Source organism: Variovorax sp. CF079 (assembly GCF_900101545.1).
Lineage (GTDB): Bacteria > Pseudomonadota > Gammaproteobacteria > Burkholderiales > Burkholderiaceae_C > Variovorax.
In genome coordinates this window covers 81,323-96,284 of sequence record NZ_FMZU01000023.1, presented here as the reverse complement: position 1 = coordinate 96,284, position 14,962 = coordinate 81,323, and the positions used below count along the sequence as shown (strand labels likewise).

Annotated in this window: 12 protein-coding genes and 1 pseudogene; 5 read left to right on the top strand and 8 right to left on the bottom strand. The window is 63.7% G+C overall.

Features of this window, described 5'->3' with window-relative positions; all coding sequences use genetic code 11:
* Positions 1-36 precede the first annotated feature (36 nt).
* The 5 genes and pseudogenes from BLS74_RS27025 to BLS74_RS27000 form a co-directional block, all read left to right on the top strand.
* The gene (locus tag BLS74_RS27025) at positions 37-399 is read left to right on the top strand and encodes a hypothetical protein (protein WP_139191746.1); all 363 of its coding nucleotides are present in this window, start codon (positions 37-39) and stop codon (positions 397-399) included.
* A gap of 775 nt (positions 400-1,174) precedes the next feature.
* The gene (locus tag BLS74_RS27015; protein ID WP_093110242.1) at positions 1,175-2,092 is read left to right on the top strand and encodes a DMT family transporter; all 918 of its coding nucleotides are present in this window, start codon (positions 1,175-1,177) and stop codon (positions 2,090-2,092) included.
* A 709-nt stretch (positions 2,093-2,801) separates the two neighbouring features.
* Entirely contained in the window at positions 2,802-5,591 is a 2,790-nt protein-coding gene (locus BLS74_RS27010; protein ID WP_244504017.1) for a sensor domain-containing diguanylate cyclase, read from the top strand.
* The gene (locus tag BLS74_RS27005; protein ID WP_093110241.1) at positions 5,588-6,331 is read left to right on the top strand and encodes an EAL domain-containing protein; all 744 of its coding nucleotides are present in this window, start codon (positions 5,588-5,590) and stop codon (positions 6,329-6,331) included. The genes BLS74_RS27010 and BLS74_RS27005 overlap by 4 nt, the downstream gene beginning before the upstream one ends.
* Before the next feature lie 412 nt (positions 6,332-6,743).
* Positions 6,744-6,866 (top strand): annotated as a pseudogene (locus BLS74_RS27000) (3-hydroxyacyl-[acyl-carrier-protein] dehydratase FabZ); the annotation flags it as partial.
* A 320-nt stretch (positions 6,867-7,186) separates the two neighbouring features.
* On the opposite strand, the gene BLS74_RS26995 reads toward BLS74_RS27000, so the two are convergent.
* From BLS74_RS26995 to BLS74_RS35225, 8 genes are read right to left on the bottom strand one after another with little or no spacing between them, the layout of a single operon-like run.
* A complete protein-coding gene (locus BLS74_RS26995) occupies positions 7,187-7,474 on the bottom strand; it encodes a hypothetical protein (RefSeq protein ID WP_093110240.1) in 288 nt (95 codons plus the stop codon).
* 2 nt (positions 7,475-7,476) lie between these two features.
* Positions 7,477-8,007: an NADH-quinone oxidoreductase subunit B family protein gene (locus BLS74_RS26990; protein WP_093110239.1), complete on the bottom strand. Its 531-nt coding sequence runs from the start codon at positions 8,005-8,007 to the stop codon at positions 7,477-7,479.
* Entirely contained in the window at positions 8,007-9,560 is a 1,554-nt protein-coding gene (locus tag BLS74_RS26985) for a hydrogenase large subunit (protein WP_093110238.1), read from the bottom strand. The genes BLS74_RS26990 and BLS74_RS26985 overlap by 1 nt, the downstream gene beginning before the upstream one ends.
* A gap of 4 nt (positions 9,561-9,564) precedes the next feature.
* Positions 9,565-11,019, bottom strand: coding sequence for a hydrogenase 4 subunit F (locus BLS74_RS26980; protein ID WP_093110237.1), 1,455 nt, complete (start codon positions 11,017-11,019; stop codon positions 9,565-9,567).
* A gap of 1 nt (position 11,020) precedes the next feature.
* The gene (locus BLS74_RS26975; RefSeq protein ID WP_093110236.1) at positions 11,021-11,683 is read right to left on the bottom strand and encodes a formate hydrogenlyase; all 663 of its coding nucleotides are present in this window, start codon (positions 11,681-11,683) and stop codon (positions 11,021-11,023) included.
* 1 nt (position 11,684) lies between these two features.
* Positions 11,685-12,632, bottom strand: a complete 948-nt coding sequence (locus tag BLS74_RS26970; RefSeq protein ID WP_093110235.1) for a respiratory chain complex I subunit 1 family protein — start codon at positions 12,630-12,632, stop codon at positions 11,685-11,687.
* Between the two features lie 7 nt (positions 12,633-12,639).
* Positions 12,640-14,655 carry a hydrogenase 4 subunit B gene (hyfB, locus tag BLS74_RS26965; protein WP_093110234.1) on the bottom strand — a complete coding sequence of 672 codons (2,016 nt, stop codon included), beginning with the start codon at positions 14,653-14,655 and terminating at the stop codon, positions 12,640-12,642.
* Positions 14,656-14,663: 8 nt separating this feature from the next.
* The gene (locus tag BLS74_RS35225; protein WP_244504016.1) at positions 14,664-14,942 is read right to left on the bottom strand and encodes a CopG family transcriptional regulator; all 279 of its coding nucleotides are present in this window, start codon (positions 14,940-14,942) and stop codon (positions 14,664-14,666) included.
* Positions 14,943-14,962: the final 20 nt, after the last annotated feature.

Sequence of the window (14,962 nt, the reverse complement as noted above, 5' to 3'; positions counted from 1 at the left end):
ACACCCTCGGCCGGTCGCGCTGCAGCAAGATGAATCATGAGACATCTTTGGTTAATGGCCAGGGTGATCGTGATCATCGTGCTGACACCCTTGGTCGTGATTGCGGGTTTAGCCATGGGCCAGATCTACGCCGTGCTGGCGCTGCTGTCGCTGCCGTTCCTGTTGGCGTACGAACTGATCCAGCGGAAGGCCGAAGAAGCCGCCTTGGCCGAGCGCGAACTGGATCTGCTGCAGATGACCGACCCAGACGTTCCGCGGCACATGCTGCGGCAAGCCAGGCGGGGAACTCTCATGCAGGAGGGCGGACATGAAGTAGACGCGCGGCAGTTGGAGCGCGATGCGACAGCGGAGATGTGGGCCGACACTGCAGGGCAACGCGCTCCAGACCTGTCGCGCTGATGCGCTCGCTCGCCGAAGCGTTCGACGGCCCCGTGCTCAACGCGCGCACACGCCTCAATCATCCTTGCGAGTCGCTTGGCGACCTGGCATTCAGTTTTCATCGTCGTGCTCGCATTGACGCAATGAAAGTGGCAGTAGTTTCTGCTGCGGCCAACATCCTAGATTCCTGGATCGAAGCCGCGGCGCTGCTGCCACTCGAAAGTCGTGCAGGTCTTTTTCTGCCAATGGCATGCGCCTGCTGTCCCGCAGACAGTCCGGTTTGGTCATTCACGGCTACCTCCACGCGCAGTCGCACATTGTCGAATTGCTGAGCTGGTATCAGCTCGGAAATGCTGCCGCGCGCAGCTCGCTCGACGAATTCGAAGAACCCCCGCGACACCCGCTTACCGTCAGCACCGGGGCCGTAGACGCGAACGCTTCCTAGGTGCGGCCCGGCGGCACATGAAAGATGGAACTTGAGGTCGCCCCCATCGTCCGAAATGGGGACCAAGTGCGATGGCAACCCGTCGAGCAGCAGGTTCCTGAGCAGCGCTCGAACGTCAGTCCAATAGGGTGGCTTACTCCCACGTCCTCACAGGTGTCCTTTTGGTGATGGTCCGCCATCGTCGCGGATCACGCAATTGACACACCCAACAAGGCCATCACCTGGCGCACGGCCAGGTCTAGGGCCGCGCGGGACAAAGCACACTAACATTGCGGGCGACCAGCGGCAGGTGTTGGTCGTTCCTGCCGCTCTCGCAAGACGGCGCCCCCGGCCCGAGTGCAAGTCTGAGCAATGAGCAACAAGAGCAACAAGAGCAAAAGGATTCGCGGCACCGTCGAGATGGTTGCCGCCATGCTGATTTCGGGGACGATCGGGTGGTTCGTCGTTTTTTCCGGGCAGCCTATCATCCAACTGCTGTTTTGGCGCTGCGTCTTCGGAGCCGCGACGCTGCTGGTCGTATGCTTCCTCACAGGAGCGCTGGTCGGCAGGCTGACGCTCAAGCAGGTCGGTTGGGCGGCCCTCGGCGGCGTGGCCATCGTCCTCAACTGGCTGCTGATCTTCGGCTCGTTCTCGCGGGCATCGATCTCCGTTGCGATCGCCGTCTACAACACGCAGCCGTTCATGCTGGTCGGCCTGGGCGCGATCTTCTTCTCGGAGCGCATCACCGCCACCAAGCTGACGTGGCTTGGCATCGCATTCGCGGGCGTGCTGCTCATTGTCTATACGAGACCTTCAGCGGCGGCCTACGCAGGGCCCGCAAGCGCCTACATCGCCGGCGTTCTGATGGCGCTCGGCGCCGCATTCTTCTACGCCATCGCGGCGATCGCGACCAAGAAGCTGGGCGACACGCCACCGCACCTCATCGCGTTGATCCATGTCTGCGTCGGCACCGTCATGATCGCGCCCTTCGCGGACCTCACGAATCTTCCAACCGACTATCGGGCCTGGCGCGATTTCGTGGTGATGGGCGCCGTATACACGGGTCTGGTCTTCGCGCTTCTGTACGGCGCGATCCAGAAGCTGCCGACGCACTCCGTAGGTGCACTGTCCTTCCTCTATCCCATCTTCGCCATGGTCGTGGACTTCGTCGCCTTCGATCATAGGCTCAAGCTGTTGCAGTTCGTCGGCTCGGTTGCCATCCTGATCGCCGCTGCCGGAATGACCCTCGGGTGGTCCCTGCATCGAAGGAAGACTACTTCGCAGACCTGAGCTTGGAAGGGAGCCGCCATGGGAGCGGCGGCTGGGCGCGACAGCATGACTCTCTTCGTCGCCGCTCGAGTAGTTCACGTTGATGGCCGCGATCGGAATTCTGGCGTGTCCCGGCTCGCCGGAGCCGGCGTTCCACTCGGGAAGTACAACCAGCTCCGAGTGACCCGGGAGTCTTCCGAGTCGAAGCGTGCCTTGGACACCCCTTCTAGGAACCGGTCACGCATCGCAGCGGGAAGCGGAAGTTCAGCAGTGCACGGCCGCCGCTATGACGTACATAGATCTAAATTGGGTGGCCCATCACCGCAGTCTATTCAGCCGAACAATGGGTAGGAAAGCTTCCCGCGCCATAGGCTCTGAAAAGCTGTTCCCCTCTGCTAACCGTAGGAACCAGCCTGCTCCCCTCCTTCCGGTGGATTCATGCAGCGCTTTCGATCTCGCAATGAATGCTTTAGTAAACGCCGAAGGATTGGCTGGCCGAGAAGTGCAGCCGGGGGTTGAACGGCACTGGCCGACAAAACGCCGCCCCTCGAAGCAATTGCGTCGTGACAACGCAACTTCATTCACGCTCGTGCGATCTCTGGTCGCTCACGCACGTGTGCCGGGCGGGCTTTTATGAGTATGCTGGCCGAGGCGTTGACCCGATGACCAGAGCGAAGCGACGCTTCCGGGTCTGCGGCATCGAGCTGCGGCTGTTCCGACCTGAACTCACATGATGCGCCTCCCAGTCCTTCGCCTCTCTCGCCTCGGCCTGCGCGCCCGGTTGTCCCTGGGCATGGTCGCCGTTGTCCTGCTGACGACGCTGGGCGTCGCCACCGCCGCGCTCTACTTTGCCAAGCGCCACATGCAGGAGGACATCGCCAACGAACAGTTCGATCGGATTTCGGCCATCGCCGATGCAGTGGATCAGAAGTTCTTAAGCCGGCGCACCTTGCTCAAGACCTTCGGCAACAGCGTCGAGGCACAACACATTGCCGACAGCAAGCTGCTGCAGGACTTTGTTATGCAGCACAAGTCGCTGAAGGAGGCCTTTGACAACGTCGCCTTTGTCGACAGGAACGGCGACCTTGTGGCCAACCTCAACGGCGCGGACAAAATCGGCAAGGTCAATATCAAAGACCGCGAATACTTCCTGCGGACGGTCGCTGCCAAGGCGGGCGTCATCTCGCAGCCCTACCGGAATCGACTCAACGGTCTGGCGCAGATCGCGATGACGGAGCCGGTATTGAACAGCCAGGGTGAAGTGGTCTATGTCATCTCCGGCGCCATCAGCCTCAAGGAGCAGAACTTCCTGGGTGAACTTGCCAACATCAAATTTGGCAAGAGCGGATACATGTTCATCGCCAATACGGATGGCATTGTTATCGACCACCCTCGCAAGGACCTGATTCTGCAGAGTGTGAATGCTGAGGGAGGCCGCAATCCTGCGCTGGACCGCGCCATCGCCGGATTTGAGGGTACGGCCCAAGCCATGAATCGCGTTGGCGTGTACGGGCTCTACGCATTCAAGCGCAGCAGCCAGACCAACTGGGTGCTCGGGGGCATTTATCCGCGAAGCGAGGCCTTTGCCCGCATCGAAGAGATCGAGCGGTACACCTGGGCGGGCGCGCTGCTCCTGACCGCGCTGGTCGGGGGGCTCGCCTTCGTGGTCATGCGCTCCCAGCTCATGCCCTTGTCACAGCTGCATGAACACATGCAGGTTTCGCGCGCCGTCTCGAACTACGCCCCCTTGGAGCAGGTCGGCCCCAAGGACGAGATCGGCGATCTTTCGCGCACCTTCGATTCGCTCATGCTGGAGCGCCAGATCGCCCACGAGCGGCTGCGGTCGAGCGAACGGTTCTTGCGCGATGTGACCGACAACCTGCCGGCCGTCGTCGCCTACTTCGATCGCCACCAGGTCTGCCTCTTCGGCAACAAGGCGGGACTCGCCATGCGCGGCAAGACGAAGGCCGACATCGGCACACTGACGATGAAGGAGTCGCTGCCGGAGGCGGTCTACAAGCAACTGGAGCCGGAGATTGCCAAAGTGCTGGCGGGGACGGCGACGCGCTACGTGGGCACCTACGATCGCAATGGCAAGGAGGGTTTCTTCGAGTGCCATCTGGTACCCGACATACGCCATGCCGGCGAGGTGTTCGGCTACTACGTGATGACCTTCGACGTCACGCGCCAGAAGGTGGCCGAACGCGAGCGAGCTGCGGGCGAGGCTCGCATTCGCACCATCACCGATAACCTCCCGGCACTGGTCTCGCACGTGGATGCATCGTTGCGCTACACCTTTGTCAACGCACATGTGCGGGCGCTGCACGACAACGCGGAGCTGGTGGGCCAGAGCATGGCCGATGTGCGTGGAATCGAAGACTTCAAGATGGTCGAGCCCTATGTGCAGCGTGTGCTCGCCGGGGAAGCGGTGACCTTCGAGATGACTGGATACCGTACGCGCGGGCTCAGTCAGAACTGGTACCAGTCTCACTACATTCCGGATCGCGATCAGGAAGGCATCGTGCGAGGCTTTTATGCGATGACCTTCGACGTGACCGAGCGCAAGCGAGCCGAGATCCGCAGTGCCGAGAGCGAGAAACGCCTGCGCGGGCTCACCGATAACGTGCCGGCGCTCCTGACCGAGCTGGATCGCGATGAGCGGGTGGTATTCTGCAACGGCAGGTACCTGACCTGGCTCGGCATCCCGCCATCTTCGATGATGAACCGGCCCATTCGGGAGGCCGTTGGTGACGCGCACTACGAGATGCGCAAGCCGCTGCTGGCGCGCGCGTTTGCCGGCGAGGAGGTCTCCTTCGAGCAGACGGCCAAGCTGCTGGTCGGCGAGCGAACTCTGCAGACGACCTACCTGCCGCAGAGAAATGCAGAGGGCGAGGTCGTCGGCCTGTACATCCTGGCGAACGACGTCAGCGACTTGAAGCAGAAGCAGATGCAGCTGGACACCCTCGCGCGTGAAGACGCGCTCACGGGCCTGCCGAACCGCCGGTCCTTCGAAGAGCACGTGCGCGAGGCATTCGCCAGATCCCGGCGGTCCCACCTTCCGGTCTGTCTCATGTTCCTGGACATCGACTACTTCAAGTCAATCAACGATTCGCTGGGCCATGCAGCGGGCGACGCGGTGCTCAAGGAATTCGGCCGTCGGCTCAAGGAGAGCGTGCGTGAGACGGACATGGCGGCGCGCTACGCCGGCGACGAATTCGTGGTCCTGCTCGAAGGTGTCACCGATGCCGACGAAGCGCGGCTGGTTGCCGGCAAGGTGATCAGTGCGATGCAGCCGGTATTCCACCTTCCGAGCCGCACCTTGCAGGTGACGACCAGCATCGGTGTCGCGATCTCGGAGGGGGATGAGGACTTTCCCGCGCTGCTGGCATGCGCCGACTCGGCGCTGTACGCGGCCAAGAAAGAGGGAAGAAACCGATTCATAATGGCCGCGTCGAGGTCCGAAACCCAGGAAGCCCGGTACGGATCCTCATTTGCGAGGCGGGAGCAGCTGGTCCAATGAAAACCGAAAACATCACCGAGGCCGCCGGTTCTCGCATCGGGCCGGACTTCACCATCGCGTTCCAGCCCATCGTGGACCTCGAGCAGCGAGACATCTTCGCGCATGAGGCGCTTGTTCGAGGCATTCACGGGGAAGGGGCCTTCGAGGTGCTCGGCAAGGTGCAGGCGCGTCATCGCTTTGCTTTCCACGAGGCGTGCCGCGTGAGGTCGATCGAGATGGCATCGATGCTCGGCATGCGATCGAGGCTCAGTCTCAATGTCATGCCCAACGACATTGCAAGGCCAGCGGAATGTTTCCAATCTGCCATCCGCACGGCCGAGCGAGTGGGCTTTCCCGTCGATCGCCTGATGTTCGAGATCACGGAGGGCGAGCCGTTCAAGGACCTGCGCGAACTGGCCGCGACGTTCGAAACCTTCGAGCGCTTCGGGTTCATCTCGGCCATCGACGATTTCGGTGCGGCCTATGCAGGCTTCGAACTGCTGGCCGCTTTTCAGCCGGATATCGTCAAGATTGACATGAGCTTCATTCGGGACATCCACCTCAGCGCCGTGCGCTTCACGATCGTGAAGGGGTTCGTCGCGACGTGCGACGAACTCCAGATCAAGGTGATCGCGGAAGGGGTGGAGACCCGGCAAGAGGTCGATTCGCTCCGAAGCCTCGGCGTGAAGTTGTTCCAGGGCTACCTATTTGCACGTCCTGGCATAGCCATGCTGCCGAATGTTGTCTGGGATGCGGCCTGAGCTTAGCGCTGCGCGATGCCCGTCGGCGCCAGCAGACGGGCGCGCGCGATGGCCTGCTGTCGATTGCCCATGTCACCGGTGACTGGTGTCGACGTCGCCGTGCCGTTGGCGAGGGTCGTCACCGGAGGACCGAGATGGGCGAGGCCGTCAGGGCGCAGTCCTGGCCCAGTCTCGCTGCGGGCTCAGAGGCTTCGTAGGTCTCGGACATCGGCTTCGGGCAGCGTGGTCGCACTGTCAGAGCCCAACACCACGGCCAGCAAGGCATTGCACGCCCGCTGATCGGTCCGCGGGACAGAAAGCCGGACCTATGCGCCGCCGCGGAAGCAGGACAGGCCCCACGGCGTGGCGGGATGAACGGCCGGGATCTGCCCGAGAGGAGCCGTCGATACGACGATAAGGGGCTTGCGTGAAGTTGGACATCCACGAAATTCTGAAAAGGCTTCCCCACCGCTATCCGTTCCTGTTGGTGGACCGCGTCGTGAAGCTCGAGGCGGGCAAGCGGATCGAGGCGCTGAAGAATGTCACGATCAATGAAGCGTTGTTCCAGCCCGAGAGCGAGAGACTTTTCCACGCAAGCAACGCGCTGTCGAGAACGGCTGTTGCGGTCGCCCAGCCCAAGCCGTCGTTGACTGCCTGGCAGCGCAGTTGGTAGGTCTCGGTCGTCGTGGTATTGCCGACCCGGGCAAAGAACAGCGACCGGATTTCTGCGCGGTACTTCTCGCGTGTCGGTCGCAGCAGTCCGGTCAGCTCCATGCCCAGCGTGATCCGTTGGGGCGCGAGGATGCGCAGCCGCTCGACATCCGCCGCGGCCTTCGCAGCCGAGATCTCGAGTTCGCAGGCCGGCAGCTGATCCTGCTAGGCCTTGGCACGGGGGCCTGCGCGCTCCAGCACCCAGGCGTTCATTTCCCCGTGCACAGCGCGAACGCACCGGATCACAGCGTTGTAGAGGCACCGGGCCTTGAGGATCTGCTCGGCTGCCGCAGCTTCGCAGTTCTCGTCGAGGCGAGCACTGAACTCGTAGACCACGATGTTCGCGGGCGCCGAAATCCAGGGTTTGAAGAGGAGTGGGTGGGGGGCGGGCGCAGGCGTAGCGCCGATCTCGGTGCCTTTCGCCTCAAGCAGGAACCCGTCGGCACTCTTCATGGCTAACGCGTGCCGGGCTGTGCCTTACGTTGTCGAACGGCGCTGAGGATCCCGCGCAAGATGTCGACCGGCGGTGGGGGACAGCCGGGTATCGCCACATCGACAGGAATCACGTTCGCTACCTTGCCACAGCTGGCATAGCTCTCACCGAAGATGCCGCCGGTGCAGCCGCAATCGCCAACGGCGACCACCAGCTTCGGTTCCGGCGTAGCGTCGTAGGTGCGCCGCAATGCCTCTTCCATGTTGCGCGACACCGGCCCAGTCACCAGCAGCATATCGGCGTGGCGCGGACTGGCGACGAACTTGATGCCGAGTCCCTCGATGTTGTAGTAGGGGTTGTTGAGTGCGTGGATCTCGAGTTCACAGCCGTTGCATGAGCCGGCATCGACCTCGCGGATCGTCAGCGCCTGGCCAAGGATGGCCAGTAGGTCGCGCTGAATGCGATCGACCGCGGCGTGTTCGGCATCGTCAACCTGCGGCGCCGGCTCAGTGACGATGCCGGTGCGCACGATCTGCTTGAGGATGTGCCACATCAGAGGTCGTGCCCCGAATAACTGAGGTTGAAGGACTTGTTGATCAGCGGGAAGTCCGGAACGATGTTGCCGATGATGGCGTGCTCGAGCACTGGCCAGTTCTGCCAGGACGGATCATGGCAATGGCATCGCACGATGCGACCATCGCTCCCGATCTCCAGTGCGACGAAAACCTCGCCCCGCCAGCCTTCGACCCAGCCCGCCCCCAGCGATGCCGACGCCTGAGGCCGGATCTCGGTGCGAGCGGCGCCGTCCGGCAAGCCAGCGCAGATGGCGCGGATGAGCCGCAATGACTCGAAGGCCTCTTCGAACCGCATCGTCACGCGCGCAGCGACATCGCCGTCGCTGGATGTGGCGATCGCAACCTTGAGCCGATCGTAAGGCGGCCATGGGAAGCTGCAGCGCAGATCGGCCGTCTGCCCGCTGGCGCGTCCCGCAAGGCCCGAGAGGCCGAGTTGCGCGGCCAGTTGGGGCGTCACCCGCCCGGTGCCGACAAAGCGGTCCTGCAGGCCCGCATGTTCGTCGTACACACGTCGCAGCGCGCGCACCTCTCGCTCGATCACATCGCACTGCATGCAAAGGCGATCCCGCTTCATTGGCGTCAAATCGATCGCCACGCCGCCGGGCACGATGGCGTCCATCATCAGGCGGTGGCCGAAGATCTCCTTGGACAGGCGCAACCAGTCTTCGCGCAGGCGCGAGAACTGCGCCAGGCCGAAGGCCAGGGCCGCATCGTTCCCAAGAGCGCCGAGGTCGCCCAGATGATTGGCCACGCGTTCGCGCTCCAGCATCAGCGCACGCAGCCAGTTGGCGCGGTCCGGGACCTCGCCGCCCCAGGCTGACTCCAGCGCCATGCTGTAGGCCCAGGCGTAGGCCGCCGTCGTGTCGCCCGAGATGCGTCCCGCGAGGCGGTGTCCCTCGAGCGGCATCAGTTCCATGAACCGGCGCTCGATGCCCTTGTGCGTGTACCCGAGGTGCTGTTCGAGCCTGAGCACCTTCTCGCCCACGACGGAGAACCGAAAGTGGCCAGGCTCGATGATGCCGGCATGCACGGGCCCGACGGCGATCTCGTGCACCCCGTCGCCGTCGACGCGCACGAAGGGGTAGTCGGCAGGTAGCGCGCCGGCGGTAGCAGATGCTTCGGGCTGGGGTTTGTGCTGCAGTGGCAATGATCCGGGTGGCCACACCCCGTGGTCGAGCCAGGGGCGATCGTCACGGCTACCCTCGGCTCGGATGCCTGACAGGTCGGCCACGGCGCGTTGCATGCGCGCCGCGCACGGGAATGCGATGGCCAGATCGGGAAACCCTTGCGCTGCATCGTCCAGCTTCAGTTCGAGCCAGACCAGCCCCTGGGGGACCGCATAGGCTGCACACGCCGCCATGGCCTCGCCCGATGCGCTGCGATCGACGCCCCAGACTGAGATCAGGCGCCCACCCATGTCCGCGATGCTGCGCGCCATGGCGCTCCAGGCGTCCCGACCCACGCGCCCATGCCAAATGGGCGTCGGCGCCGACAGGCGCCGCAGATCGAGTCCGAGTTCCGGCCGTGCCATTTGCTCAGTTCCCCAGCATCGCCGCCGCCTGGACGTACCAGGCGTTGAGATAGGGTGGGATGTAGACGCCGAGCATCAGGCCAAGCGCCAGATGCACGAACACCGGAACCAGGGCCGGCGGATGCGCCAGGGGCTTGACGTTGGTCTCGCCGAAGACCATCGGCTGCACCCGGCTGAAGACGGATGCAAACGCCAGGCCCAGGGCGATCAGCAGGAACGGCGTCGCCCAGGGCTGCTCGCGCATTGCGGTCGTGACGATCAGGAACTCGCTGGCGAAGACCCCGAACGGCGGCATGCCGAGGATGGCGAGCGATCCGAGCATCATCCCCCAGGCGACCGTCGGGCTGACCTTGATGAGCCCGCGGATGTCTTCCATGATCTGGGTGCCCGCCTTTTGCGTGGCATGGCCGACGGCAAAGAAGATCGCGGACTTGATCAGCGAATGCACCGTCATGTGCAGCAGCCCGGCGTAGTTGGCGATCGGGCCGCCCATGCCGAAAGCGAAGGTCATCATCCCCATGTGCTCGATCGACGAGTAGGCGAACATGCGCTTCACATCCTTCTGCCGGATCAGGAAGAACACTGCCGCCACCACCGACAGCAGGCCGAAGCCCATCATCAACCGGCCGGCCAGAGGATAGTGCAGCGCACCATCGGTCAGCACCTTGCAGCGCAGGATTGCGTAGAGTGCGACGTTCAGCAGCAGGCCCGACAGCACGGCCGACACCGGCGTCGGACCCTCGGCATGCGCGTCCGGCAGCCAGTTGTGGACCGGCACCAGCCCGACCTTGGTACCGTAGCCGATGAACAGGAACGCGAACGCCAGCGTGATGATGTTCGGGTCGAGCTGGTCCTTCACTGCATCGAGGTTGGTCCAGAGCAAGGCGCCGCCCTCGGGGCCGATCACCTTTTCGGCCGCCATGTAGAGCAACACCGTTCCGAACAACGCCTGGGCGATGCCCACGCCGCACAGGATGAAGTATTTCCATGCGGCCTCGAGACTGGCCGCGGTGCGATAGACGCTGACCAGCAGCACGGTGGTCAGCGTGGCGGCTTCCATCGCGACCCAGATGATGCCCATGTTGTTGGTCGTCAGTGCCAGCAGCATCGTGAAGCTGAACAGCTGGTACATGCTGTGGTACAGGCGCAGGCGCGGCGGCGTCATCTTGCCGTGGTCGCGCTCCACGCGCATGTAGGGGCGCGAGAAGATGGAAGTGGTCAGGCCGACGAATGCGGTCAGCGTGACGAGAAAGACGTTCAGCGGGTCGATGTAGAACTCGCGGTCCCACACCAGCATCGGCCCGCTCTTGACGATCTGCGCCGTGAGCACGCAGGCGGCGACGAAGGTGCCCAGGCTGAAGGCGACGTTGACGTCGCGCGCGTTGTCGCGATGGCCGACCAGCGCCAGCACCAGTCCGCCGGCCAGCGGAGTTGCGAGGAGGAAGGCCAATGCGAGCACCTCAGTCGTCCTTCAGCTTCTCGAGGTGGCGGATGTCCAGGCTGTCGAACTGCTCGCGAATCTGGAACATGAACACGCCCAGAATCAGCACGCCGATCAGCACGTCCAGCGCGATGCCGAACTCGACCACCATCGGCATCCCGTAGGTGGCCGACGTGGCGGCAAAGAACAGGCCGTTCTCCATCGCGAGGAAGCCGATCACCTGCGGAACCGCCTTCGCACGCGTGATCATCATCAGGAACGACAGCAGCACGCAGGCCAGCGCGATGCCCAGTGTGCCGCTGGCCAGCGCCGAGGACAGCTGGGAGATCGGTATCGCCAGATTGAAGGCGAAGATCACGACCCCGATGCCGATCAGCATCGTCGTCGGGATATTGATCAGTGTCTCGACGTCCCAGCGGATGTCGAGACGGTCGATGACCCGGTGCAGCAGGTATGGAATCAGCAGCACCTTGAGCACCAAGGTCAGCCCGGCTGACAGGTACAGGTGGTGCTGGTCGGTCGCATAGCCGACCACGGCGGTCGCGAGCGCCAGCGCCGCACCCTGCATCGTGAACAGGTGAATCAGGGTGAGGATGCGCCGCTGCGAGATCATCGCGAATGCGAGCATCAGCAGCACCGCACCGAGCAGGTTGACGAGTTGGGTCAGGATGCCGCTGCTCATGTCACTGGTTGAGCAGCAGGTGCACCAGCATGCCGATCACCGCAAGCAGGAAGGCGGTGGCCAGGAACTCGGGCACGCGGAAGATGCGCATCTTGGCGCTTGCCGTCTCCAGCGCGGCAAGCAGAAAGCCGCCCACGGCGAGCTTGATCACCAACACGGGCAGCGCCAGCAACATCTCCAGCGGCGCCTGGGCCTCGGCAACGCCCCAAGGGAAGAACAGGGCCAGGCCGATGCACGAATAGGCGAACAGCTTCAGGCTGGCCGCCCATTCGATCAACGCCAGGTGGCGGCCCGAGTACTCGAGGATGAGCGCCTCGTGGATCATCGTCAGCTCAAGGTGCGTGGCCGGGTTGTCGACCGGCACGCGCGCGTTCTCGGCCAGCGACACCATCGTGAATGCGACCCCGGCAAAGGCCATACCGGGATAGATCGCCAGTTCGCGGTGCGCCAGCGTCTCGACTATCGTGGTGAGCGAGGTCGACTGGGAAATCAGCGAAGCCGAGAACAGCACCATCAACAAGGCAGGTTCGGCAAGAAAACCAACCAGCATCTCGCGCCGCGCACCCATGGTGCCGAACGCGGTGCCGATGTCCATGGCGGCCAACGAGATGAACACTCGCGCCAGGGCGAACAGGCCGACGAGTGCGATCGCATCGGCCGCTGGCGCCAGCGGTAGATCGGTCGACAGCGTGGGGATGATGGCGCAAGCCAGCACCATGCATCCGAACATCACATAGGGCGCGACGCGAAACAGTCGCGATGCATGGTCGGCGACCATCGACTCCTTGTTGAACAGCTTGTGCAGCATCCGGTAGGGCTGCCAGAGGCTGGGCGCGGACTTGTTCTGGAGCCACGCGCGCCACAGGTTGACCCAGCCGGTGAGCAGGGGTGCCAGCCCGATCGCGATGACGATCTCCAGCAACTGCGACATGAAGCCGGCGAAGCTCATGGCGACCTCATCGCATCACCACGAGCAACGTGGCCACCAGCGTCAGGAAGCTGTACAGCAGGTAGACCGAGATTCGCCCTTGCTGCATCAGGCCGATCAGCCGCGCGAGGTACGCCGCCAGGTCGACGATGGGCACATAGAGCCAGCGCCAGAAGTGATCCTCCACCGTTACGCGGTAGCGCGGTTTCGCGTCGAAGGGCGTGGGCAGATCACGTCGCATCAGGAAGAAAGGTTCGAAGATCTGGCGGATCGGCTGGCCGAATCCTTCGGCGGTGTCCTGCATGCGTGCTGTGCCCCACGGGAAGCCGCAGGCCCAGGGCAGGCCGCGACGCACGCGGCCGTGGTAGAGCTTCCGCACGAGCAGGAAGGCGAACGCAAAGCTCCCCAGGATGCCGAGCAGGAAGATCACGGGGCCGTAGCTGGCCTGCGCGAGACTGTTCGGCGCCAACAGCCAGCCATTGGCTGCCACCTTGGCGCCGAGACCCGACTCGACAAGCTGCTGCGTCACAGGGTCCATCAGCTGAATGAATTGTGTCGGCAGCAGTCCGAGCGCGATGCAGCCGAGCGCCAGCCATACCATACCCATGCGCTCCCAGCGGCCGGCATCGTGGGCGTGGGTGAGCTTGTCCTCGCGCGGCTGCCCGAGGAAGATCACGCCGAAGAACTTGACCATTGTGTAGCCGGCCAGCGCTGCGACCAGAGCGATGAGTGCGGCGACCACCGGGATGAGCATGGTCAGCAACGGCACCGGCAGCCCCGGCGTGAAGAGGAAGCTCTGGAGCAGCAGCCATTCTGATACGAAGCCCCCCAGCGGCGGCAGACCCGCGCTGGTCAGCACGCCCAACAGCGTGAGCCAGGCGACCCAGGGCATGGTCCGGATCAGGCCCCCCAGCTTGCCGAGGCTTCTCTCGGAAGTGGCATGAAGCACGCTGCCGGTGCCGAGGAAGAGCAGGCTCTTGAAAAAGGCGTGGCTCGCGACGTGATAGAGGGTCGCAGTCAACGCGAGTGCGGCCATCGGCTTCATGTCGTAGGCCGAGAAAATCAAGGTCAGGCCCATGCCGACGAACAGCAGGCCCATGTTCTCGATCGACGAATAGGCCAGCAGCCGCTTCATGTCGGTCTGCACCGCCGCGAAGATCACGCCGAACAGGGCCGTCGCCAAACCGAGCGCCAGCAGCAGCCCGCCCCACCACCACAGGTGCGTGTGCAGCAAGTCGAAAGACACGCGCAACAGGCCGTAGATGGCCGTGTTGAGCATGACGCCACTCATCATGGCCGAGACGGGGGAGGGTGCGGCGGGGTGAGCTTCGGGCAGCCACACATGCAGGGGCAGGATGCCGGCCTTGGCGCCGAACCCCAACACGGCGAGCAGGAAGCCGGCCGAGGCCCAGAACGGCGACAGTGCCTGGGCGCGCATGTTGGCGAAGGTGTAGTCGCCCGTGTTGGCCTGCAGCACACCGAAGCACAGCAGGACAGCGATCGCGCCGATTCTCGCCATCGTGATGTAGAGATAGCCGGCGCTGCGCACTTCAGCCATGCGGTGGTTCGCGGTCACCAGGAAGAACGACGACAGCGCCATCGTCTCCCACATCACCATGAACGAATACGCGTCGTCGGCGAGGACCACCCCCACCATGCTGACCAGAAAAACGTGGTACTCCAGGCACAGCAGGCCGGGCGGCGTGCCTTCGCCCTTGCGGAAGTATCCGGCCGCAAATGTGGAGATGCCGGCTGATGCTCCACCGATCACCATCAGGAAGTAGGCCGACAGACTGTCCAGGCGGAGATGGAACGGCAATGCCGGCAACCCGATGGGCAGCACGGCGACCTCGGGGGCGCCAAGCAGGGCATCGATGGCAAGCCCGAAGAGCACCAAGCCAAACAGCGCCCCGACGGGGAAGAGCACCTGGGACACCAGGCTGAAGCGATGCAGGGCGAAGATCCCGGCGGCCCCCACGAGCAACCAGGCCATCGTCACAACGAGTATCCAATCGAGATGGAGCCATTGCGCGACGGGGGGCATGCTGCTCCTCAGGCCCTGGGGCGCACGGCTCGACGCCTCACGGCCGAAAGAGCGGCGCCCAGCGAATCCGACCTCGGCCGCAGCGCCGGTATGTCGAATCGGGCGGCGAACTCTCTCGCGCTCACGCCGCGCGCCATGTACTGGACACCGTGCTGTGTGAAGTAGTCACGGGCCAGCTGTCGCACCACCTGCGACGCCGTCCGATCCTGCAGCGCACAAAGTCGCTCGAAGGCTTCCTTCTCATGAGGATCAATGAGCAGAGTCAGGCGTGCAGTTTTGAGCTCCATGGATCCTCAGCATGACAATG

Bases quoted from the DNA above. Each gene is read 5' to 3' on its own strand.
- BLS74_RS26995 (WP_093110240.1), bottom strand. From the start codon at position 7,474: ATGAAGAGTGCCGACGGGTTCCTGCTTGAGGCGAAAGGCACCGAGATC.
- BLS74_RS27005 (WP_093110241.1), top strand. From the start codon at position 5,588: ATGAAAACCGAAAACATCACCGAGGCCGCCGGTTCTCGCATCGGGCCG.
- BLS74_RS27015 (WP_093110242.1), top strand. From the start codon at position 1,175: ATGAGCAACAAGAGCAACAAGAGCAAAAGGATTCGCGGCACCGTCGAG.
- BLS74_RS27025 (WP_139191746.1), top strand. From the start codon at position 37: ATGAGACATCTTTGGTTAATGGCCAGGGTGATCGTGATCATCGTGCTG.
- hyfB (WP_093110234.1), bottom strand. From the start codon at position 14,655: ATGCCCCCCGTCGCGCAATGGCTCCATCTCGATTGGATACTCGTTGTG.
- BLS74_RS26970 (WP_093110235.1), bottom strand. From the start codon at position 12,632: ATGAGCTTCGCCGGCTTCATGTCGCAGTTGCTGGAGATCGTCATCGCG.
- BLS74_RS26985 (WP_093110238.1), bottom strand. From the start codon at position 9,560: ATGGCACGGCCGGAACTCGGACTCGATCTGCGGCGCCTGTCGGCGCCG.
- BLS74_RS27010 (WP_244504017.1), top strand. From the start codon at position 2,802: ATGATGCGCCTCCCAGTCCTTCGCCTCTCTCGCCTCGGCCTGCGCGCC.
- BLS74_RS26990 (WP_093110239.1), bottom strand. From the start codon at position 8,007: ATGTGGCACATCCTCAAGCAGATCGTGCGCACCGGCATCGTCACTGAG.
- BLS74_RS26975 (WP_093110236.1), bottom strand. From the start codon at position 11,683: ATGAGCAGCGGCATCCTGACCCAACTCGTCAACCTGCTCGGTGCGGTG.
- BLS74_RS35225 (WP_244504016.1), bottom strand. From the start codon at position 14,942: ATGGAGCTCAAAACTGCACGCCTGACTCTGCTCATTGATCCTCATGAG.